Below are 21720 nucleotides of genomic sequence, written 5' to 3' on the forward strand. Positions count from 1 at the left end.
GGTGTCGGGTGTTGGTGGGGTGGCGGGGGGCGCTCGGGGGGCGCGCGCGGGGGGGGGGGGGGGGGCGGGGGCCCCCCCCCCCCCCCCCGCCCCCGCCGCCCCCGCCCCCCCCCCCCCCCCCCCCCCCCCCCCCCCCCCACCACCGATGACCAGGGTCAGCGTCCCGCCAGAAGCAACGCGATCAGGCAAAGCTGTCGCGCAGGCCGGTCGCAGTGCCGGTCAAGCGGCCACGCACCACGCCGACGACAGCCCCGAGCACCAGCCAGAACACCAGATTGGTCAGCGTCACCGCCACCACGAACTGGTGGTGCAGGCCTTCCGGAATCGGCGACTCGAAACTGTCGGGCTGCGGCGCGCCGACGATATGCGGCGCCACGATCAACGCCACGGCAAGCAGCGCCAGCGGCAGCGACTTGCGGAAGGCGAGCAAGCCGAGACCGGCCGCCGTCGCCACCACTGTCGCCATCCACCAGATCTGGCGCTGGGTAAGATCGGCGGCCGGCATCGCCGGCAGTTCGGGCGGCAGGCCCAGGTTCGGAGCGAGCGTGAACACGGCAAATCCGGCAAGCCCCCAGAACAGGCCCTGACGCCAATTGCCGATGCCGCCGGCGAATTCCGAAGCGGCGACCAGGATCAGCGCAAAGCCGATGCCGGTGACGACGTTGGCAACCACGTTGAAGGCGAAGCGCTCGAAGCCATCGGCCGGTGCCCAGCCTTCGTCTTCCGGAGCGGCAACTTCGGCAGGCGCCGGTGCTGCGCTGGCCATGGCTGTGGTATCAGCGGCGGGGGCAGCGGCATGGTCATGCGCGTGGCCGCCGCCAGCCTGTTCGTAGACTTCCGCCTTCAGGATCAGCGGCACGGTGGCATAGGCCTGCATGCAGGCGAGGACGACGCCAGCCACGAGCCCTGCGATCGCCGCGATGAACACGACGTTGCGAAACAGTGTCATGATGTCAGCCCCTCGTCAGTGGCAGGGAAACGCCATCGAATGGCGATAATCGTGGGCGGCATTGTGGACCGCATCGATATGCGAGAAGCCGACAAAGCCCATGACGAAAATGCCGAGGAATGCAGCAAGCGCCAGCTGCATGAAGCGCGACTGCGAGGAGACGGAAGCGCCGAGCGAGACGGAAGCGGTATTCATGTCTTGTCCTTTCGCCCTCCACCCGAGGGCATAGAAGTCAGTTCTCCTGTCGCCGGCAGGTCTCCTGGCTCGCGGATCAGCGCCCTTCCCCACCTTCCCGAAGAAACTCTTCAGTGGCATATGGAGAGGACTACCGCACACAGTTGCGGGGGCAGCCACGGCATTGGGCAAGAAATTTACCCTCACCGCATTCCCTCTTGGTCCCTAACGGAACCGACGACAGCTTCGACTATAGGCAGAATCGTCGCGGCCGGCAAACCAAATTCCGCCCGTTACCAGCGTGAATGCGCCACGCGGTCTCAAGGCTTCGAGGCAGCGATCCGCTCGGCAACCAGCTGCTGCAGCCGCCACAGCTGGCGGTCGTGAATGCCGCGCTCTTCCAGGTTTTTCACAGTGTTGTATAGGTAGTCGGCGCCTGATCCCCAGTGGCCGCAGGATGTAGAGAGCTTTTCGACCACCTCTTCTTCCCCGAGCGGTCCGGCATAGGTCGTCCCCTTGCGGTTGATGACAAAGGCCAGCGCCTTGAACGGCCCGCTGTCGCTTGCCAGCGAAAGCAGGCGCGGACGATAGCTCGTCGGCTTCAGCGTCACCTCACGCCGAAAAAGCTTGTCGAGCTGCGCGCGGCGATCGCCATCGCTCAGCCGAAAGGCTACACCCTTGCACTGTCCGCCACGGTCCAGCGCCATCATCAGCCCCGGACTCTGCTTGGTGCCGCGCCAGCGTGTCATGTTCATGCAAAAAGATCTGTGCCAGCCGCGCGCTACGGCGACACGTTCCTCGACGTGGTCGATTTCCGGCTTCCAGATCAATGAGCCATAGCCGAACAACCACAGCGGTTCGGAGGTTGGGAGTTCAGCCTGGAAGTCGTCAAGCATTGCGTCATAGTCGCGGTCATCCAGATGCGCCGCGTCCGGATCGGGACCGGCATCCTCGATCTCGCGCCAACAGCGCGTCACCAGTTCGGCTGTGAGCGACATCTGTCGTGCGGCCATGTCCCAATCCTTTTGCTTCCGGCATGATTAGGCATCACAACCGACTCCGGCAATGCTGTCGCCCCAATTGACAAAAGATTTGCCGGGGTGTCGGCTGGCCCATAACAGGAGTCAGCCATGCAACCCAGCCAGAGCGAGCACGATCCCTATAGTGGTTTGACCCGGCTTGAACCGGCGCTGCCGTCATCGGCGTACTGGGACGCCGACGTCCATCAGCGCGATCTCGACGACATCTGGTATCGAAGCTGGCTGCTCGTCTGCCGCGAGGTTGACCTTGCGCAGCCGCTGGCTTTCAGGACATTCCGTGTCGGCACGCAGGAGATCGTCGTGCTGCGCGACGAGACCGGCGAGCTGCGTGCCTTCCACAACACCTGCCGGCATCGCGGCTCGCAGCTCTGCCGGGAGAGCGAGGGACGGTTGAAGGCGCGGCTGATCACCTGTCCCTACCACGCTTGGTCCTATTCGCTGCGCGGCGATCTCGTGCGGGTGCCGTCGAAATCGCTGCCTGAAGGTTTCGACAAGGCCGATCACCCGCTCTATCGCGTCGCCCTGTCGGTATGGCGCGGTTTTATTTTCGTCAATCTCAGGGAAGATGCCGCCGGTTCGGCTGAAACATCCTTCGATCCCGCATCCGGCGATCTCGCCAACTGGCCGCTGGAAACGCTGGTGTCGGGCCATGTGCTGCGCAAGGTGATGAACTGCAACTGGAAGATCTTCTGGGAGAACTTCAACGAGTGCCTGCATTGCCCTGGCGTTCACAAGGACCTGTCGCGGCTGGTGCCGATCTATGGCCGCGGCCTGATGGGGCGGCATGACGATCCCGAATGGGCCCGTCACGCCGACAATGATGCGCCGGAGTTCTCCGGTGGCCTGCGGGCCGGAGCCGAGACCTGGTCGCGCGACGGGCGCGTCCACGGCCCGGTCTTTTGCGACCTCACTTCAGCCGAGCGCGCCGCCGGGCAGACCTATGCCACCCATTTGCCGTCGATGTTCATCGTTGGCCATGTCGACTATGTCAGGACCGTGCGGCTGGTGCCGCTCGGCCCGGAGCAGACCGAACTGACCGCCGAATGGCTTTTCTCGCCCGAAGCGCTCGCCGATCCGACGACCGATATCGACAACATCGTCGCCTTCGGCAGGCAGGTGCTGGAGGAGGATGCTGATATCTGCGAGGTCAACCAGAAGGGCCTGCGCTCGATGCGCCACAAGGCCGGGGTGCTGATGCCCGAGGAATATGAACTGCACCGCTTCCACAACTGGGTACGCGAACGCCATTCTGCGCCTACATCCAAACCATGAGCGTCAGAACGATTTCGGCAGATAGCGCCACGTGACATAGCCGCAGGCCGCGGCCAAAACACCGAGCGTGGCGAACACCGAGCCCAGCCCGAAAAACGCCAGAACCACCGAATAGACCAGCGGCGGCGTCAACTCGGAAAGGTCGAGATAGGTGCGATAGACCGCGGCCATCTGCGCCCGCTCGTAGAAGCGCACCGAGCGCATGAAGGCGGTCGAGCCCAGCGCGTCGAGAGCGATGGCGAAGAACGCGCCGCACAGCAGCAAGGCGCCGGTAAGAAACGGCACGGATTCGCCGACGGCGCCCGCCGCCAGCAGCGTGGCCGACATGGCGAAATAGGCTGATGTCATGGTTCGCCGGCCACCAAAACGCTGTCCCACTTTGCCCCAGAAGATGGCCGTGAACAGCAGCGCATTGCCCGCCGAAACCAGCAGGCCGCCGGCGATCTCGCCCTCGCCCGTGATCACCATGAACAAAGGCCCATAGACGAAAAACGTCGTCCAGAAGCAGGAGCGACCGAAGGCGATCAGCCAGGCCAGCCTGAGACGAGGCTGCGCGACGAAGCGGCCAATGTTGGCGAGCGGATTGGCCGGCCGCGTCTTGCCCGGGCGGATCGACTGATTGTCGCCGAGCCGGTAGGTCCAGAACAGCGCCAGCAGGGCCATGGCGAAGATGGCGACCGCGCCATGCGCGGCATAGATGCCAAAACGCGTGTAGAGGAAGATGCCGAGTGTCGGTCCGCTGGTCCAGGCGAGCATCGACCACGCCATGCGCAGCGATTCGGCCTTCATGAAATCGGTCTTGCGGATGTGGTCCATGATGTAGAGGCTGAGCGTGATTGACAGCGCGCTGGCGCCCATCACGCGGCACAGCATGCCCGCCAACTGGCCGGCAAGCGTGTGCGTGAGAAAGAACAGCGAGCCGACGGCAAGCAGGCAGGCGCCTGCAGTGTAGACCCAGCGCCGGGCAAAGCGCCGGATGAGCATCGGCATGAACAGCGTCACCGACAGGCCGAGCAGCGCCACGACGGTGTAGAGGATCGAGACGATCTGCTCGTTGCGGAGGATTTCGTAGGCCTGGATCGGGATGACGCTCGACACGATGGCGCGCGCGAAGGATTCGACCGCATAGAGCGAGGCGAAGGTGCGCGCATCCGCCGGCCGCAACGCCGGAAGCCCGATTGGATGGCGCACATGGGTAGCCATTTCTGTCCCCCCGAAGCAGAATCGCCCAATGCAGGACGTGGGGCCAAATCTGCCGTGGCCATCCCTGGGCCGGTAACAGGAAACCGACCCGTTCACGGCAAAAAGCGAAGCTGGTCAAAGGCTTTCCGGCGCTGGCCTAACGCGCCGGCCCGAAAATCGGAATCGATTTTCGAAAAAGCACGATGCGTCCAACTGGACGCACGTCGCTCTAAAGCCGGCACGAACCGGCGTAGAGGCCATGCGTGGCCGCCTTCTTTTGTCCAGGGCAATCGTGATAGTCGTCTTGCTCTGCTGAATCAGAATTGCGAGACCATGAGCATCGACACGCCCGTTCAGGATCAATCGAAGACGAAGCGCATCATCGCCATCGACGTCGCCCGCGGCATCGCTTTGCTTGCCATGGCGAGCTACCATTTCACCTGGGATCTCGAATTCTTCGGCTACACCGATCCTGGCCTGACCGCCGTCGGCTGGTGGAAATTCTACGCGCGCTGCATCGCTTCGACCTTCCTGTTCCTGGTCGGCATCAGCCTGTTCCTCGCCCATGGCAAACAGATCCGCTGGAACGGCTTCTGGAAACGCTTCGCCATGGTCGCCGGGGCGGCGCTCGCCATATCGGCCGCCACAAGGTTTGCCACGCCCGACAGCTTCATCTTCTTCGGTATCCTGCACGAGATCGCGCTGGCCAGCCTGCTCGGCCTGGCGTTTCTGCGGCTGCCGGCGCCGCTGACGCTTGTCGTCGCGGCTTTCGTCATCACCGCGCCGCTCTACCTCAGGTCCGGGATCTTCGACCATCCGGCCCTGTGGTGGGTCGGCCTGTCGGCAACCAATCCACGCTCCAACGATTATGTCCCGCTGTTGCCGTGGTTCGGCGCCGTGCTGGCAGGCATCGCGGCGGCAAAGCTCGCCTCAGCCTCCGGTGTGCTGATGCGGCTGGCGAGCTTCACGCCCGGCCGCTGGACGAATCCGCTGGTCTTTATCGGCCGGCACAGCCTCGCCTTCTATCTGATCCACCAGCCGGTGCTGATCGGCTCGGTCTGGCTGTTTTCGCAGATCATGCCGGCATCGGTCGAAACCAGGCAGGTGACCTTCCTGAAAGAATGCCAGATGTCGTGCGAGCAATCGCGCGACACGGAGTTCTGCTCCAGCTATTGTGTGTGCATGCTCGATACGCTCGAGGGCGAGGCCACGCTTGATCGGCTCTACCGCAACGACCAGGCTGCGGACTGGAAGGCACATCTCGACGAGCTCGCCGGTGCCTGCACTGCCAAAGCCGACAGCACTTTGATGGAGGGAGGAGCACAATGACCGACCATCAGACCAAACCGGGCCAGCCGAAACCAGGGCAGCCGAAACCGGGCCTTATACCGTGGCCGCCAGTGATCTATCTCGCGGCAATCGCCATCAGCATCGCACTTGGCTTGCTCTACCCGCTGCCATGGATCGGCGGCCTTTTGGGCGACATCCTGTTCGCGGCCGGCTGGGTGGCATTGTTCGGCGTCGTCGCACTCTGGTTCACGGCGATCCGCATAATGATCCAGGCAAAGACCACGCTCCACCCAAATGCCGTGCCGGATCACCTGGTGACATCAGGCCCCTTCGCTGTCAGCCGCAACCCGATATATCTGGCCAACACGCTGCTGCTGATCGGCGTTGCCCTTGTCTCGGGGATCGTGTGGTTCCTGCCGCTGGCGATCATCGCGGCTTTCCTGACTCAGAAGATGGCGGTCGAAGGCGAGGAGAAAGTCCTGGCGACGAAATTCGGCAAGAAATACCGGGATTACGCGAAAAAGGTGCGGCGCTGGATTTGAGAGCCGGCAGCTCGGGTTCCACCGCACAGAGTTTTTTGGCAGATCGCATACCTCGGCGACTAGCCGAAACGCCCGTCTCTTCGTCATCCACGGGCGGAGCAAGGAGCGCAGCGACGCAGCGCAGACCCGAGGATCCATGCCGCTACTTCTAAGCGCTGCTACGCTCCAGAATTCTGAACCGCTGCACGCCACGGCTGAGGCAACGGCATGGATCCTAGGGTCTCCGCGACGGAGCTTCGCTCCTGCTTCGCCCTTGGATGACGAAGGTTCAGGTGTTGACGCCGAGCTCCACCAACCGCTCGACACAGGATTCCTCGGCCTGGTCGAGCTCGGCCAGGGTCTCTTCGAGGTCGCGGCGCTTCTGGCGCAGATCCTCGCGCTTTTCCTCGATGCGCTTGATCATCAGATTGAGTTGACCGACCTCCCCAGGCGGCTCCTTGTACATCTGGATGATTTCGCGGATTTCGTTGATCGAAAAGCCGAGCCTCTTGCCGCGCATGATCTGACGGATGAGATGCCGGTCCGACGGGCGAAACAGCCGCGTGCGGCCGCGCCGCACCGGCTGCACCAGCCCCTCGTCCTCGTAGAAGCGCAGCGTCCGCGTCGAAACATCGAATTCGCGGGTCAGTTCGGTGATCGAATAATATTCCCGCATCTTCACTCCAAAATGCCTTAATCGGCCAAATGCCTAATCGGCCAAATGCCTGAACTTTGTGCGCCGCTTCGCGTTGCGTCTCGAATGAGACCCATGCTGCGCCGGAATCGGCAAGCGCCTCCGTCTGCGTCGGAACCTCGCATGGCATTTACGTAAAAGTCAATTGCAGGCGTAACCGCGCGTTCGCTCAGCGCACGCCGAACCACCATGTGGCAAGGCCGAGAAAGGCAAAGAACCCTACGACGTCAGTGACCGTCGTGACGAAAACCGCCGAAGCCACCGCCGGGTCGATCTTGAACCGGTCGAGCAGCAGCGGGATCAGGATGCCGGCAAGTGCGGCCACGAACATGTTGATGATCATCGCCGCTGCGATGATGCCGCCCAGGTTGGGATCGCGGAACCAGGCAGCTGCGACGAGGCCTATCAGGATGGCGAAGATGATGCCGTTGATCGAGCCCACGCCCATCTCGCGGCGGATGATGCGGCCGGCGTTATAGATGTCGAGATCCTTGGTCGCCAGCGCCCGCACCGTGACCGTCATGGTCTGCGAGCCGGCATTACCGCCCATGCCCGCCACGATCGGCATCAGTACGGCCAGCGCCACGATATGCTCGATCGTTCGGTCGAACAGGCCGATCACCGAAGCCGCCAAGAAAGCCGTCAGCAGATTGACCAGCAGCCACGGAACACGCGAGCGCGAGGTCGAAAGGATGCTGTCCGACAGTTCTTCATCGCCGACACCGCCCATGCGCAGCAGATCCTCCTCTGCTTCCTGCTGGATGACGTCGACGACGTCATCGATGGTCAGCACGCCGACCAGCCGGTCGTTCTCGTCGACGACGGCAGCCGACAAAAGGTCATACTGCTCGAATTCCCGCGCGGCCTCTTCCTGGTCCATGGTCGCCGGAATGGCGTGCCTGGTCTCATGCATGACCTCTTCGACCTTGACCGAGCGCTTGGTGCGCAGGATCTGGTCGAGATCGATGGCGCCGAGCAGCTTGAAGCTCGGATCGATGACGAAGATCTGGCTGAAGCGGTCGGGTAGGTTCTGGTCCTCGCGCATGTAGTCGATGGTCTGGCCGATCGTCCAGAACGCCGGCACCGCGACGAACTCGGTCTGCATGCGGCGGCCGGCGGTCTCTTCGGGATAGTCGAGCGAGCGGCGCAGCCTGATCCGCTCGGTGAACGGCAGTTGCGACAGGATCTCGTCCTGGTCTTCCTTTTCGAGATCCTCGAGAATGTAGACCGCGTCGTCGGAATCGAGGTCCTGCACCCCCTGGGCGATCTGCGCGTTGGGCAGACTGTCGACGATGTCGCGGCGGATCGCCTCGTCGACCTCGGTCAGCGCGGAAAAATCGAAGTCGGTACCCAACAATTCGACAAGCGCGCGGCGCTGTTCAGGATGAAGCGCCTCGAGCAGATCGCCGAGTTCCGATTGGTGCAGGTCGTCGACTTCACGCTTCAGCGTCAGCGTGTCGCGATCGGCGATCGCAGCACCGATCTGAGCCAGGAACGACGACAGAATGGCGCCGTCCTCGCCATAGATGTCGGCGTGGCTGTCTTCAGCGGCTCTGGCGCCGGTCGTCTGTTCGTCCTGGCCTTCCACCAGCGCCTCCCGCCATCAGAATTCCGGAAAAGGTGCCCGTCAGGTCTAGAGCATCGGACCTAAAAGTGGAAACCGGTTTTGGCAAAATCCGATGCCCAAACACAAAGATAGGGCGGCGGGACGATTCCGGCTTGGGAGTCCGCTGCTCCCATGGCGCAACGCATGGAAATATCAGCCGAAAATGCGCCCTGTTCTGTACGAGGCGAAGGCCGATGCGACCGGGTTAGCGGGCGGGAGATCGCTCTTGATCGTCCGAAGCGGGAATGGATTGATCATCTGCCATCATCGTTCTCTCTTAGAGCCGCCAAGATGAAACCACGATTGCGCAACAAAACTTAACATCACTTCACGCATGCGGCCACTTTCATCTGAAATGGTGGAGAGCATCGGAGGCATATCGCCTCGCTATACTGGAGCATGCATGTTCGCCAAAATGGACTCTGGAATATTTGCCGGCCGGGCATCTCTTGCAGCAATGGCCATACTGTTTTCAACGCATCCGGGAATAGCACTTGCCGCTGATGCCATTGCGGTGAATTCGGACGATCTCACCCTTCCACCGCCCGAACCTTCCCGTTTCGCCCGTTTCGAGCAAAAACTGTCCGACTGGCATGTCGTCCTGGGCGGCGGCGCGATCATCGTTCCAAAGTACGAGGGCAGCGACGAGTTCAAGGTCATGCCGGTGCCCTTTGTCACGGCGACGTTCCGCGACGTGGTGACGATCGATCCGAGAGGCGCCGACATCGCCATCTATGAACAGGACCGGTTCGAGTTCAGTGCGCGGCTTGGTTATGAAATGGGCCGCGATGAAGACGATGCCGACCGTCTGCGCGGGCTGGGAGACATCGGCATGGGTGGAACCGTGGGCGCGAAGGCCACGGTGAATTTCGGCCCGGCTGAAATCTTCGCGCAAGTGGACAAGACCATCGGCGGCAGCGACGGCCTGGTGGGCGAGGTCGGGATCGAGGTCAACCACCCGCTGTCCCAATCATTGATGGTCGGCGCCCGCGCCTCCGCCGTCTTTGCCGATGAAAATCACATGCAGGCCTATTTCGGCGTCACGCCGGAACAATCGGCTCGCTCCGGGCTGGCGCGCTACGATGCCGGCGCCGGATTGAAGCGCGCCGATTTTTCGGTGTCCGCCACATATATGCTCAACCAGAACTGGATGGTGCGCGGCGAAGCGGGAGTCGGCGTTCTCGTCGGTGACGCCGCCGACAGTCCGATCGTCGCCGAAAAGATCCAGCCGTCAGGCATGCTTCTCGTCGGATATCGGTTCTGACCGCCCACACAGGTACCAGTCCAGGCAATGGCAAACGTCGCACGACACCAAGGCGATTTGAACGCCGAGTCCAAATCGACAAGCCAAGTTTGGCGTGTCCTCATTGTCGAAGACGATGTCGAAATCGCGCGCATGCTGGGCGAGACGCTCACTGAAAACAGCATGATCGTGGAAATAGCCGAGAGTGGCATCCGGATGGACGCCGCGCTTCGCAAGCAGAAATTCGATCTCATCGTGCTCGATGTCATGCTCCCCGGCGAAAACGGCCTCAGCATCTGCCGCCGTCTTCGCGCGCACACGAACGTTCCGATCCTGATGCTGACCGCGCTTGGCGAAGAAATCGACCGTATCTTCGGGCTGGAGATCGGCGCTGACGACTACATGACGAAACCATTCAGCGCGCGCGAGCTGACGGCCAGGATACGAGCGTTGCTGCGCCGCACCGCCAGCGCTCCCGAAGAGCGGGATCGCTCGAGGGTGCTTCGCTTCAACGGCTGGCGGCTCGATCCGGTACGCCGGCAATTGCATGATCCAAGCAATGCGCGGGTTTCAACCACGATGCATGAATTCGACCTGTTGCTTGCGTTCTGCCGCAATGCCGGCCGGGTTCTCTCACGCGAGGAACTGCTCGGCGTAACCCATGCCGGGCTTGCCGGCCCGATCGAGCGAAGCGTCGATGTCCATATCAGCCGGATCCGCCAGAAGATCGAAAAGGATGCACGCGATCCGGTGCTTCTCAAGACTGTTCGGCTGGGCGGCTACATCTTCACCGCGACGGTGGAGGAAGCATGAGGAATTTCATCCGCCGCAGCCTGCCGCAGTCAGTGCGTGGGCAACTCGCGGCAATCATTTTCGTCGCGGTGATTGTGATCATGTCTACCGGATCGGTCGTCGAAAGGTTTACCAGGAATATCGACCTGCCCGTTATTGACGACAGTCTCCTGCGCGCCACCGTGATTGCAGGCCTGTTGCGCGAAGCACCAGCGGAGGCTCGTGACGAGATTCTGGCAGCGACGGCTCGTGCGGGCCTGGATTTCAAGATATTTTCGAAAGAACAGATCGACGGTATTCCATATTCTTATGCGCAGTGGCGAAACGTCGAACGGTTTCTCGGGTTCGGGAAGAGGCCGATTGAGGGACGGTGGGTGACTGTCGATGGTCGATCCGCGTTTGTCATTGGCCTGGATCAGCAGACCATCCTGGCTCACCTCGGAGTACCCGATGCCTTACTGACATCAGACCTCATCCGTTCCTTGTTCTACAAGTTTATGGCCTTCATCGCCTTGCCGACCTTGATCTGGTTCTTTGCGGTATGGGCCGTGACGGAGCCATTGAAACGCATCTCGGCGGCCGTCGGTTCGGCCGAGATCGAGAATGGCGACGAGCTTTTCGTCGAACGCGGCTCTATCGAGATGGCCGGGCTGGCGCGCGCGCTGAACAGGATGCGAATACGCATCCGGACGATGATCGAAAACCGCACGCGCATGTTGCGCAGCGTCAGCCACGATCTGCGCACGCCCTTGACGCGACTACGGCTTCGCGCCGAGCGCATGGACGATGGGCTCATTCGAACCGCGATGCTGTCCGATATCCAGCATATTGAAGATCTGATCGACGAGACTTTGACCTATCTGCGCAACGATGTCTCGACGGAGAAGCTGCAGCGTGTCGACATCGCCAGCGTGTTGCAAACCGTCTGCGCCGAATTTTCGGATGTCGGGTTTCCGGTCTCGTATTCCGGGCCGGATCGGCTTCTGGGCTGGTGCAAACCCAATGCGTTGGCGCGGGCGATCACCAATCTGTGCGACAACGGCGTCAGGTTCGCCGGCAACGTCACCGTCGCGTTGACGCAGACCGATACAGCGGCGCGCATCGAGGTCGTTGACGATGGGCCGGGCATTCCAACACCCGCGCGCGCCCGTGTTTTCGAACCGTTCTTCAAGGAGGACACGTCGCGCGGCGGTACGTCGAAGCATGGTTTCGGTCTGGGCCTCTCGATCGTTGCGGACATCATCCAGGGCCACGGCGGCAAGATTGAATTGCAGGACAACCAGCCAACCGGGCTCGTCGTTACCGTCGATCTGCCGAATGGACCAAGTGTCCAGCCGTCATAGACGGCCCGCACCGAGAGGGCACGGTGCGTTGGAGCAGGGCGGCAAAATCGGGTCTCTCAATATTTGCCGATGAAGGCTGCGTTGCCTATATAGTTGAACCTGCGCTTGCTTCGACCGCGGGCGTACGGAGATCAATCGTAGAGAAGGATAGAGATGCCGAACGACAACTCGGATGCGGCGATACCTAGAATTGCACTCATTTCAACCCACGGCTACGTTGCAGCCAACCCGCCACTTGGTGCGGCCGATACCGGCGGACAGGTGGTCTATGTCCTGGAACTGGCCAAAAAACTGGCCCAATTGGGCTATGCCGTCGATATCTGGACACGACGATTTGAAGACCAACCTCCTGTCGATGAAGTGGCCGACGGGGTTCGTGTTCTGCGTGTCGCCTGTGGCGGACCCGATTTTATTCCGAAGGAATATCTCCATCGCCACCTGCTCGAGTGGTGTGAAAGCGCGCTGCGGCTAATTCGAAAGGAAAACCTCTCCTACGACTTCATCAACAGTCACTACTGGGATGCGGGCGTCGCGGGGCAACGACTGTCGGAAGCGCTCACCATCCCGCACATCCATACGCCGCATTCCCTTGGCATATGGAAGCAGCGTCAGATGAAGACGGATTACCCTGATAAGGCCGATACATTCGAAGCCGAATTCAATTTCGCCGAGCGCATAAAGCACGAGACGATCATCTATCGAAGCTGCGCCATGGTGATTGCAACAACGCCGCCGCAGGTGGACATGCTGGTCGAGGACTATAGCCTCGAGCGTGACCGCGTGCACATGATCCCGCCCGGTTACGACGACAACCGGTTCTTCCCCGTCAGCGAGGCGTCTCGCCGGATGATCCGCCACCGGCTCGGCTTCGAGGGGCGAACGATCCTGGCGCTCGGCCGGCTCGCCACCAACAAGGGCTACGACCTGCTGATCGATGCATTTTCCGTAGTGGCGCCGCGTGTGCCGGATGCAGTCCTGAGGCTCGCGGTCGGCGGCGAGAACATGGACGAGCAGGAACAAAAGATCCTGAACCAGCTCAAGGAACAGGTTGAACAGCTAGGCTTACAGGATCGTGTCGTCTTTTCAGGCTATGTCGCCGACGAGGATCTGGCCGACACCTATCGGGCGGCGGACATGTTCGTCCTGTCGAGCCGCTACGAGCCTTTCGGCATGACCGCGATCGAGGCCATGGCCTGCGGGACGCCCACCGTGGTTACGATCCATGGCGGCCTCTATCGCGGGATCAGTTATGGCCGGCACGCGCTCTTCGGCGATCCGTTCGACAAGGAAGATCTGGGCATCACAATCGTCAAGCCGATGAAGCACCAGCGCCTCTACGGCCGACTGGGCCGCATGGGCGCGCACAAGGCGCGCAGCCTGTTCACCTGGACAGGTATCGCGCAACAGCTGGTCAGCCTCGTCGAGGGACGTCCGGTGTTGAAGGCGGTCGACGACCATGATTGGGACGAGCCGTGGAACGACGGCGATTGAAACCGATCGCGCTTTTGTCGAGTGATCTCGACGGCACCCTCACAGGCGATGCGCCGGCGACGGCGCGCTTTCGTTCCAAATGGGAAGCGCTCGACCCCGCGCATCGGCCGGTTCTCGTCTACAACAGCGGTCGTCTGGCCGACGACATTTTGAACTTCGTCGACGAAGTCGGCCTGCCGACGCCGGACTACGTGATCGGGGGTGTCGGCACGATGCTCGCCGGCCCGCGGCACAGCTCGCGCCCCGCAAAGCTTACCGATTTGGCGCACTTTACCCAGAGGTTTTCGGAAGGCTGGTCCCTTGAGAAGGTCGATGCGGTGCTCGGATCGCTCAAAGAAACCGTCCGGCAACCCGACGGTTATCAACACGCCTTCAAATCGAGCTGGTACCTGCATGACGCAAGTCCGGACGCCCTAGCCTATATCGAGCGTGCGCTGATCGAAGCCGGCCTGTCGGTGACGATGGTCTATTCGAGCGGACGCGATCTCGACATACTGCCGCGCTCAGCCGACAAGGGACAGGCGCTGGTCTGGCTCTGCAATGAACTCGGCATCGGCCTCGATGAGGTGGTTGTCGCCGGCGATACCAACAACGATCGCAGTATGTTCGAGCTGCCGGATGCACGCGGGATTGTCGTCGCCAATGCCCTTCCCGAACTGCGTGACATGGCTCGAGAGAACCGGCTGATTTACAGCGCGAAGGAGCAGTTCGCCCTTGGCGTCGTCGAAGGCCTCGTCCATTGGTCGGTGTTTGAGAATGCCTAATCCTGAGCTGGAAGTATCGATCTCGTTGTCACGGTTTGAGTGCCCATACCGTCGCGTGTAGAACGGCGCCCGGTTCGGCGATGAGACGTGCGGATTGTACCGGCTCAAAACCGTTGATCCGTTTCGTGCCGGCCCAACGACCGCGATCCGCGAAGACCTCGATCGATCCGTAGTCGAGGAATATCCGCAGCCGTTTTGGGCGGGCCCCCTTGGCGATATAGTGAGGGCCCGCGCCGCCATCTTCATGGCGAATGGCAAGCCCCTCCTCATCGCCCACAACCTCGAGGCGGACAGTAGGATGATTGAGCGTCAGGCGGAAATGGGCACCCGGCTTTTCCAACTCGAACAGGATTTCGACGGCGCCGTTGATAAAGCTCACCTGCTCTCCGGCTGCAAGGCGCGTTCGGTCCAGAATATGGCTCCGCAGGCTCTCGGCAGCCCCGATGGGCGGGGTATACAGCTCGCCGGCAGACAGACGAATATTGCGAGGCAGCGTCATGGCTGTGGGGAAATCGATCGCCGGCCCGGTATCGGCCCAGTTGGCAAGCCAGCCCACGCCGACGATAGCATCACCGTCGACAAAGGCCTGGAAGGCGTAGTTGTCCGTCCCGAAGTCCAGTTCCTGTTCGAATTCCTTGGCAAAGGTCTGGCCATCGAACCAGCCCACGATGGCCATTGTCAGGTTCTTGCGCCGGGTGGATTGGTCCTCGCTGTTCATCAGCCCGAGGATTAGAACCCACCGCGTCGCGGGTTCGGTCGCAGGCCCGTCGAGCGGCAGCAGACAGGGACATTCGATCGCCGTCGTCCGATAGTGTTTCTCGACCAGAAGCTTGCCGATATAGGTCCAGCCGGTGGCAGCCGTATGATCATGCGTTTCATAGAGCAGGACGACGCCACCCTCATCGCTCTGGCTGCCCAGCAGCATTTTCCAGCGGCCATCCGGTCCCTTGAAGACGTATGGATCGCGAAAGTCCGCCGTCAGTCCCTGGTCAAGCGGGCGGTAGGGCAGGACGACATCCGCATTTCCCGCCGTGATCAGGTCGCTGGAAGTGGCAGTGAGTTGGATTTGCTGTTCTGGGATGCGGTCCTGTACCTGCTCGGTGAAAAAGACGCGAATGCCCGGACCATCGGCAAGCGGAATGGCCGAGCCGGAATACGCGCCGCCCCGTTTGTCGGGCCTTGCGGTAAGATCTTCCGATGGGAACAGGAAAATAGGCATGTGGCGCCATCGCAAATAATCCGAAGATACGGCGTGCCCCCAATGCATCGTATTCCACCGAAGCCCATGGGAATAATGCTGATAAAAGAGATGTGGGCGGCCTTCGAACCGGCCAAATCCGTTTGGATCGTTCATCCAGCCGAACGGCGGACGAAAATGATAGCTGTCGGGGATGTTCGGCGGGGCATTTCCCGGATTGGTGTGGAGAACTGTAATACCTGTCTCCAGCACATCGGCCAGTGCGAACCAGTAGGCGACCGATACCGAGGCTTGATCCGTGTCGTAATCCAGTTCGACGCTGCCACCGCCGAAGACGTGAAAAATTCTGAATTCATACTCTTCGGCGTTCGTAACGCTGACCTCGCCGAACTTGCCACGGACATTGGAAAAAGACAGCGAGCCCGCAACGCCCGGCTTGGTCGCTTTAAGCCAGATATGGAACGTGGCGTTGACTGGCAGGTCGGCATGCAGGCTTCGAATGGTGTTCCCTCCCGCAATCCTTACCTGGCTGTCACTCATGAAGATGGCTCCGTTCTGTGCGGCGTTCCCCGACAGATAGAGTATCAAACCCGGTTATCGAACTGGAAATGTGTCGCAGGAGGTTAAAACTGGATTTTCACTTTAGCAAAGCCATTCCCCGGATCGACGGTCTTCGACGTCAATCGCCGGCAGCGTCGGTCTCAGCTCCTTGGCGCAAGACAGGGTTCTCGGTGGTCCGCTTCGCGGCACAGGTCGGTCTTTGAAGCATCCGGCATTTGAGGCGGGACAAACCAGGGCGCGGCATTCCGCGCCCAACCATCTGCAGCCTCGCGCAGTGTTTCAGTTCGCACAAACAGTCTTGGGAAGAGCTGCGGGGAAACAGAAAATTACGCAATAAAAAAAGCAGCTTATTGGGTATAGCTGGTGCGGTCGAGAAGACTCGAACTTCCACGGGTTGCCCCACAGCGACCTCAACGCTGCGCGTCTACCAATTCCGCCACGACCGCACGTGGTAGGAGCCGAAACGAACCGGCTCGCGGCGTGTAGCAAATCGTCTCCGGCGAAACAAGGGCGCGTCGTGCATTAATTGCCCCGGGATTCGGCATTAGCCTGCAAAGGGTTGGAACGTGTTCGGAACTGGACGTTTCAGCCGATTGCCGCCATATGTGAGGCCAATGCATGTCGCCCAAAAACATGCCCTCGGGCTTGAACCGAAGGTGCGCAGCGGTTTGGGACGACGATATGCATAAAACAAAATTTAAAGCGCGCCCACAGTTCCTTCAAACGCGGCCGCTTTAGACGAGATACGCCATGACACAACGCAGCCAGATCGCCACGTCGTTCCTGCCCCTGCCCGGTTCGGCGCCGGTCGAATGGCGGATCGAACCCGGCCTCACCGCCTATCCGGATGCGCTTGCCGTAATGGAGGCGCGTGCCGAAGCGATCCGAAGCGGCGCCGCCGGCGAGATGGTCTGGCTGGTCGAGCATCCGCCGCTCTACACTGCCGGCACCAGCGCCCGTATCGAGGACCTGATCGAACCCGACCGTTTCCCGGTGTTCGCCGCCGGGCGCGGCGGCGAATACACCTATCATGGGCCAGGCCAGAGGGTCGCTTATGTGATGCTCGACCTGAAGCGGCGGCGCGAGGACGTCCGCGTCTTCGTCGCGGCCCTTGAGCAATGGATCATCGGCACACTCGCCGCCTTCAACGTGCGCGGCGAACGACGCGAGGACCGCGTCGGCGTCTGGGTGGTGCGGCGGGATCGCCCCGCCCTGGCCGACGGATCGCTCGCCGAGGACAAGATCGCTGCCATCGGCATCAGATTGAGGCGCTGGGTGAGCTTTCACGGCATCGCCATCAATGTCGAGCCCGATCTCAGCCATTTCAGCGGCATCGTGCCGTGCGGCGTGCAGGACTACGGCGTCACCAGTCTCGTCGACCTCGGACTTCCCCTAGGGATGGCCGACCTCGATCTCGCCCTGAAATCCGCTTTCGAGGATGTCTTCGGACCCGCCGCAGCTCTGCTTGTCGAAACGGCCCGCAAGGCCGGCTGACAAAGCGGCGCTGAACCACCGAGTTCCGACGCCGCCCCTCACCCCGCAAAGAAAACGGGGCGCGCTGCCTCACATCGCTCCGATCCAGATCGCCATGGAAATAAGAAACGTGCTCATGCACACCAGTGACACGACATCCTGAACAAGACCGGTCATAACTCTCTCCTGTTTTCAGTATGTTCGTATTTTGTTCTAATTTTGTTCGAATGTCAACGACCGCAATCCGAGCGTGCCGCGAAATTCTGGGCGCTCAGTTCGGCACGGTTAAGGAAAGGTTTATGGGCAAATATCGGCCGTTCGCGCGCTGAACGTCCGTGAAAAGAACATCAGGACATGCCGGACGGCGCGCTTAGAGCGGAACAACCTTGCCGTCGGCCAACGTGACGCGACGGTCCATGCGCGAGGCAAGCTCGTGATTGTGGGTGGCGATCAGTGCCGCCAGCCCCGATTGCCGAACCAGCGCTCCCAATGCCTCGAACACATAGGAGGCGGTGACCGGATCGAGGTTGCCGGTCGGCTCGTCGGCCAGCAGCACCAGCGGCGCATTGGCGACGGCGCGCGCGATGGCGACGCGCTGCTGCTCGCCGCCGGACAGTTCGGAGGGGCGGTGCTGCGCGCGCTTGCCGATCTGCATATAGTCGAGCAGTTGCGCCGACCGCTCGGCGGCCTCCTTGCGCGTCAGCCCTTTTATCAGCTGCGGCATCATGATGTTTTCCAGCGCCGTGAATTCCGGCAGCAGGTGATGGAATTGATAGACGAAGCCGACATCGTTGCGGCGGATCGCCGTGCGCTCGTCGTCGGAAAGCCGTCCGCAGGCGCGGCCGGCCAGAATGACATCGCCGGCGTCTGGCCGTTCCAGCAGTCCGGCAGTGTGCAGCAGCGTCGATTTGCCGGTGCCCGAAGGCGCCACCAGCGCCACGATCTCGCCGCGCTTCAGCGAAAAATCGGCGCCGTTGAGGATCGTGAGCTTGCGCGGCCCCTGAACATAGTGCCGCTCGACACTCTTCAGCTCGATAATGGCCTCGGCCATCATTCGTACCTCAGCGCTTCGACCGGATCGAGCCTGGCCGCGCGCCATGCCGGAAACAGCGTCGCCAGGAACGACAGCGCCAGCGCCATGAGCACCACCGAGATCGTCTCGCTGGCGTCCATGCGGGCGGGCAGCTGGCTAAGGAAATAGAGCTCGGGATTGAACAGCCTCTCGCCGGCCAGCCAGGAGAAGAACTGGCGGATTCGCTCGACGTTCAGGCAGATAACGACGCCGAGCAGCACGCCGGCGATGGTGCCCACCACGCCGATCGCCGCGCCCGTCATCAGAAAGATGCGCAGGATCGCGCCGCGCGTGGCGCCCATGGTGCGCAGGATGGCGATGTCGTGGCCCTTGTCCTTCACCAGCATGATCAGGCCCGAAATGATGTTGAGTGCCGCCACCAGCACGATCAGCGTCAGGATCATGAACATGACGTTGCGCTCCACTTGCAACGCATCGAAAAATGTCCTGTTGCGTTCTCGCCAGTCGACCATGGTGATCGGCCGCTGCGACGCTTCCTCGATCTTCGGCTTCAGCGCGTCGACATTGTCGGGATTGTCGACATAGAGCTCGATCGTCTGGGCCCTTCCGTCCATGTTGAAATAGAGCTGCGCTTCCGAAAACGGCATGTAGACGATCGAGCTGTCATATTCCGACATGCCGACCTCGAAGATCGCCGTGACCGGATAGCCCTTCATGCGCGGTGTCGTGCCGAGCGGCGTGACGTCGCCGTCGGGCGCGATTAGCGTGATCGTGTCGCCGAGCACAAGACCGAGGTTGTCGGCCATGCGGCTGCCGATGGCGACGCCTTCGCTTGTGTCGAAGCCGGCGATCGAGCCCTGCTTGATGTTGTTGGCGACGATAGAAATCTTGCCCAGATCCTCGCCGCGTATGCCGCGCACCAGCGCCCCTGAGCCGCCGCCGACATTGCCTTGCGCCAGCACCTGCCCGTCGATCAGGGGAATGGCGTATTTGACGCCAGGCACGCCGTTGATGCGGTCGGCAACCTGCGCGTAGTCCTCCAGCGGCATGTCGAGCGGCTGCACGATCAGATGGCCGTTGACGCCGAGAATGCGCGTCAGGAGTTCGGCGCGAAACCCGTTCATGACAGCCATCACCACGATCAGCGTGGCGACGCCCAGCATGATGCCGAGGAAGGAGATCGAGGCGATGACGGAAATCACCGTCTCCTTGCGGCGCGAGCGCAGATAGCGCCACGCGACCATGCGTTCGAAGACGGAAAAGGGTCCGGCGGCCAGGGGTTTCGCTACTGCGGCTTCGCTCATGCGGCAGAACCGAAACGCTTCTTCACGTCTGCGATCGGCAGCGTCTCACGCTCACCGGTCCTGCGGTTCTTGATCTCGATCTCGCCGGCTGCCACGCCGCGCGGCCCGACGATCACCTGCCACGGCAGGCCGATCAGGTCGGCGGTGGCGAACTTGCCGCCCGGCCGCTGGTCGGTGTCGTCGTAGAGCACGTCCTTGCCGACGGCGACAAACGCCGCATAGAGCTCATCGCAGACGCGGTCGCACTCGGCGTCGCCGGCCTTCATGTTGATCAGGCCGATGTCGAAAGGCGCCACCGCCTCCGGCCAGATGATGCCGTTGTCGTCATGGCTGGCCTCGATGATCGCCGCGACCAGCCGCGTCGGGCCGATGCCGTAGGATCCCCCGGAGGCAAAATGATCCTTGCCGTCGGGCCCGGTTACCTTGGCGCCCATCGGTTTCGAATATTTGTCGCCGAAATGGAAGATGTGGCCGACCTCTATGCCGCGCGCCGAGACACGGTCGCTCGTCGCAACCTTCTCCCACGCCGCCTCGTCGTGCATCTCGTCGGTCGCGGCATAGGGAGTCGTCCATGTCTTGACGATATCACCGATCGCGGCATCGTTGGAGAAGTCCGTGTCCGCCCCCGGCACGTCAAGCGCGAGATAGTCGCGATGGCAATAGACCTGGCTCTCGCCGGTGTCGGCCAGGATGATGAATTCGTGGCTGAGGTCGCCGCCGATCGGCCCGGTGTCTGCACGCATCGGGATCGCCTGCAGCCCCATACGCGTGAACGTCCTGAGATAGGATACGAACATCCTGTTATAGGCTGTCCTGGCGGCTTCGAAGTCGAGATCGAAAGAATAGGCATCCTTCATCAGGAACTCACGCGAACGCATGACGCCGAATCGCGGCCGCACCTCGTCGCGGAATTTCCACTGGATGTGATAGAGATTGAGCGGCAGATCCTTGTAGGATTTCACATAGGCGCGGAAAATCTCGGTGACCATCTCCTCGTTGGTAGGCCCATAGAGCATGTCCCGATCTTGCCGGTCCTTGATGCGCAGCATCTCCTTGCCGTAATCGTCATAACGGCCGCTTTCGCGCCACAGCTCGGCCGACTGGATGGTCGGCATCAGGATCTCGAGCGCGCCGGCCCGGTTCTGCTCTTCGCGAATGATCTGGCAGACCTTGTCCAGCACCCGTTTGCCGAGCGGCAGCCAGGAAAAACTGCCTTGCCCCTGCTGGCGGATCATGCCGGCGCGTAGCATCAGCCGGTGCGAGACGATTTCGGCCTCGCGCGGATTTTCTTTGAGGATAGGCAGGAAATAGCGCGACAAACGCATGGACTGGTCCGTGAGAGAGAGTTGCCGCACCGGAATCGGCGCAGCGCTGGCTTGCTTGCCCCGGCTTCATAGCCATTTCATGACCGAATGGAAACCCGCCCCTAGGGCGCCCATTGGGGGCACCCATTGAGGCGCCGCAAAGGTGCCGCAGTGCCGCATCCGACTTGCTGGTCGTTTCGCAAGCAACGCCTGCCACACTATTGTGCAGTGCAGCACGAGATTGCCTATTTCCAGGCAAAATTCTGCGTGACATTTTCACCCGCCTTGGTCTAATGTGCCCCGATAACCGAGAGGGCGGAAAGAAATCTGCCCTCCTACGCGGTCAAAGTCTTGGGAGGATGCGATCTAGGCGCGGTTACTCGCTGCCGCCGGACACCGGAAACAGATCGGACGCGTTTAAATTGCAAGGCCTCGTGCCTTGCATTTTTTTTGTGCAATCATTTGCTTAGCATGACGAATTGCCAA

General features: G+C 61.6%; 19 protein-coding genes, 1 tRNA gene and 1 riboswitch. Of the genes, 9 read left to right on the forward strand and 11 right to left on the reverse strand.

Features of this window, described 5'->3' with window-relative positions; translation table 11 throughout:
- Positions 1-181: 181 nt before the first annotated feature.
- The 3 genes from AC0L26_RS16205 to AC0L26_RS16215 all read right to left on the reverse strand — a co-directional run bounded on the left by AC0L26_RS16205 (position 182) and on the right by AC0L26_RS16215 (position 2136).
- A complete protein-coding gene (locus AC0L26_RS16205; RefSeq protein WP_473633440.1) occupies positions 182-949 on the reverse strand; it encodes a CbtA family protein in 768 nt (255 codons plus the stop codon).
- 15 nt (positions 950-964) lie between these two features.
- On the reverse strand, positions 965-1144 hold the full coding sequence (locus tag AC0L26_RS16210; RefSeq protein ID WP_091575531.1) for a CbtB domain-containing protein: 180 nt from the start codon (positions 1142-1144) through the stop codon (positions 965-967).
- Between the two features lie 37 nt (positions 1145-1181).
- Positions 1182-1377: riboswitch (cobalamin riboswitch) on the reverse strand.
- Positions 1378-1443: 66 nt separating this feature from the next.
- Positions 1444-2136, reverse strand: a complete 693-nt coding sequence (locus AC0L26_RS16215; protein ID WP_473633441.1) for a gamma-glutamylcyclotransferase — start codon at positions 2134-2136, stop codon at positions 1444-1446.
- Positions 2137-2253: 117 nt separating this feature from the next.
- Here AC0L26_RS16215 and AC0L26_RS16220 point away from each other — a divergent pair, with 117 nt between their 5' ends.
- A complete protein-coding gene (locus AC0L26_RS16220) occupies positions 2254-3435 on the forward strand; it encodes an aromatic ring-hydroxylating oxygenase subunit alpha (protein ID WP_473633442.1) in 1182 nt (393 codons plus the stop codon).
- Positions 3436-3438: 3 nt separating this feature from the next.
- Here AC0L26_RS16220 and AC0L26_RS16225 read toward each other — a convergent pair whose 3' ends face one another.
- A complete protein-coding gene (locus AC0L26_RS16225; protein ID WP_473633443.1) occupies positions 3439-4638 on the reverse strand; it encodes an MFS transporter in 1200 nt (399 codons plus the stop codon).
- 312 nt (positions 4639-4950) lie between these two features.
- On the opposite strand from AC0L26_RS16225, the gene AC0L26_RS16230 reads away from it, so the two are divergent.
- Both AC0L26_RS16230 and AC0L26_RS16235 read left to right on the forward strand, forming a co-directional pair.
- Entirely contained in the window at positions 4951-5946 is a 996-nt protein-coding gene (locus AC0L26_RS16230) for an acetyltransferase domain-containing protein (RefSeq protein WP_473633444.1), read from the forward strand.
- Positions 5943-6449: a methyltransferase family protein gene (locus tag AC0L26_RS16235; RefSeq protein WP_473633445.1), complete on the forward strand. Its 507-nt coding sequence runs from the start codon at positions 5943-5945 to the stop codon at positions 6447-6449. The genes AC0L26_RS16230 and AC0L26_RS16235 overlap by 4 nt, the downstream gene beginning before the upstream one ends.
- Positions 6450-6717: 268 nt before the next feature.
- On the opposite strand, the gene AC0L26_RS16240 is transcribed toward AC0L26_RS16235, so the two are convergent.
- Positions 6718-7104, reverse strand: a complete 387-nt coding sequence (locus tag AC0L26_RS16240) for a MerR family transcriptional regulator (protein WP_023685221.1) — start codon at positions 7102-7104, stop codon at positions 6718-6720.
- Positions 7105-7291: 187 nt separating this feature from the next.
- Complete coding sequence (gene mgtE / locus AC0L26_RS16245) at positions 7292-8710, reverse strand: magnesium transporter (RefSeq protein ID WP_352932011.1); 1419 nt, start codon at positions 8708-8710, stop codon at positions 7292-7294.
- A gap of 421 nt (positions 8711-9131) precedes the next feature.
- On the opposite strand from mgtE, the gene AC0L26_RS16250 reads away from it, so the two are divergent.
- The 5 genes from AC0L26_RS16250 (at position 9132) to AC0L26_RS16270 (ending at position 14361) form a co-directional block, all read left to right on the forward strand.
- A complete protein-coding gene (locus tag AC0L26_RS16250) occupies positions 9132-9992 on the forward strand; it encodes a MipA/OmpV family protein (protein WP_352932013.1) in 861 nt (286 codons plus the stop codon).
- A 27-nt stretch (positions 9993-10019) separates the two neighbouring features.
- A complete protein-coding gene (locus AC0L26_RS16255) occupies positions 10020-10784 on the forward strand; it encodes a response regulator transcription factor (RefSeq protein WP_352932016.1) in 765 nt (254 codons plus the stop codon).
- On the forward strand, positions 10781-12106 hold the full coding sequence (locus AC0L26_RS16260; protein ID WP_473633446.1) for a sensor histidine kinase: 1326 nt from the start codon (positions 10781-10783) through the stop codon (positions 12104-12106). Before AC0L26_RS16255 ends, AC0L26_RS16260 begins: the two co-directional genes overlap by 4 nt.
- Before the next feature lie 153 nt (positions 12107-12259).
- Entirely contained in the window at positions 12260-13597 is a 1338-nt protein-coding gene (locus AC0L26_RS16265) for a glycosyltransferase (RefSeq protein ID WP_473633447.1), read from the forward strand.
- Complete coding sequence (locus AC0L26_RS16270; protein WP_473633448.1) at positions 13594-14361, forward strand: HAD-IIB family hydrolase; 768 nt, start codon at positions 13594-13596, stop codon at positions 14359-14361. The genes AC0L26_RS16265 and AC0L26_RS16270 overlap by 4 nt, the downstream gene beginning before the upstream one ends.
- A 28-nt stretch (positions 14362-14389) precedes the next feature.
- On the opposite strand, the gene AC0L26_RS16275 is transcribed toward AC0L26_RS16270, so the two are convergent.
- The gene (locus AC0L26_RS16275) at positions 14390-16099 is read right to left on the reverse strand and encodes a GH32 C-terminal domain-containing protein (RefSeq protein ID WP_473633449.1); all 1710 of its coding nucleotides are present in this window, start codon (positions 16097-16099) and stop codon (positions 14390-14392) included.
- A gap of 382 nt (positions 16100-16481) precedes the next feature.
- Positions 16482-16566 (reverse strand) — tRNA-Leu (locus AC0L26_RS16280).
- A 304-nt stretch (positions 16567-16870) separates the two neighbouring features.
- Here AC0L26_RS16280 and lipB point away from each other — a divergent pair.
- On the forward strand, positions 16871-17614 hold the full coding sequence (gene lipB, locus AC0L26_RS16285; RefSeq protein ID WP_473633450.1) for a lipoyl(octanoyl) transferase LipB: 744 nt from the start codon (positions 16871-16873) through the stop codon (positions 17612-17614).
- A gap of 349 nt (positions 17615-17963) precedes the next feature.
- Here the strand turns inward: lipB and AC0L26_RS16290 are convergent, their stop codons facing one another.
- Genes AC0L26_RS16290 through proS form a run of 3 tightly spaced genes read right to left on the reverse strand, consistent with a single transcriptional unit; the run spans position 17964 to position 21255 of the window.
- Positions 17964-18647: an ABC transporter ATP-binding protein gene (locus AC0L26_RS16290; RefSeq protein WP_174654574.1), complete on the reverse strand. Its 684-nt coding sequence runs from the start codon at positions 18645-18647 to the stop codon at positions 17964-17966.
- Positions 18644-19930, reverse strand: a complete 1287-nt coding sequence (locus tag AC0L26_RS16295; protein WP_473633451.1) for a lipoprotein-releasing ABC transporter permease subunit — start codon at positions 19928-19930, stop codon at positions 18644-18646. Before AC0L26_RS16295 ends, AC0L26_RS16290 begins: the two co-directional genes overlap by 4 nt.
- Complete coding sequence (gene proS / locus AC0L26_RS16300; RefSeq protein ID WP_473633452.1) at positions 19927-21255, reverse strand: proline--tRNA ligase; 1329 nt, start codon at positions 21253-21255, stop codon at positions 19927-19929. The genes AC0L26_RS16295 and proS overlap by 4 nt, the downstream gene beginning before the upstream one ends.
- Positions 21256-21720: the final 465 nt, after the last annotated feature.

This window comes from Mesorhizobium sp. WSM4823 (genome assembly GCF_055811195.1).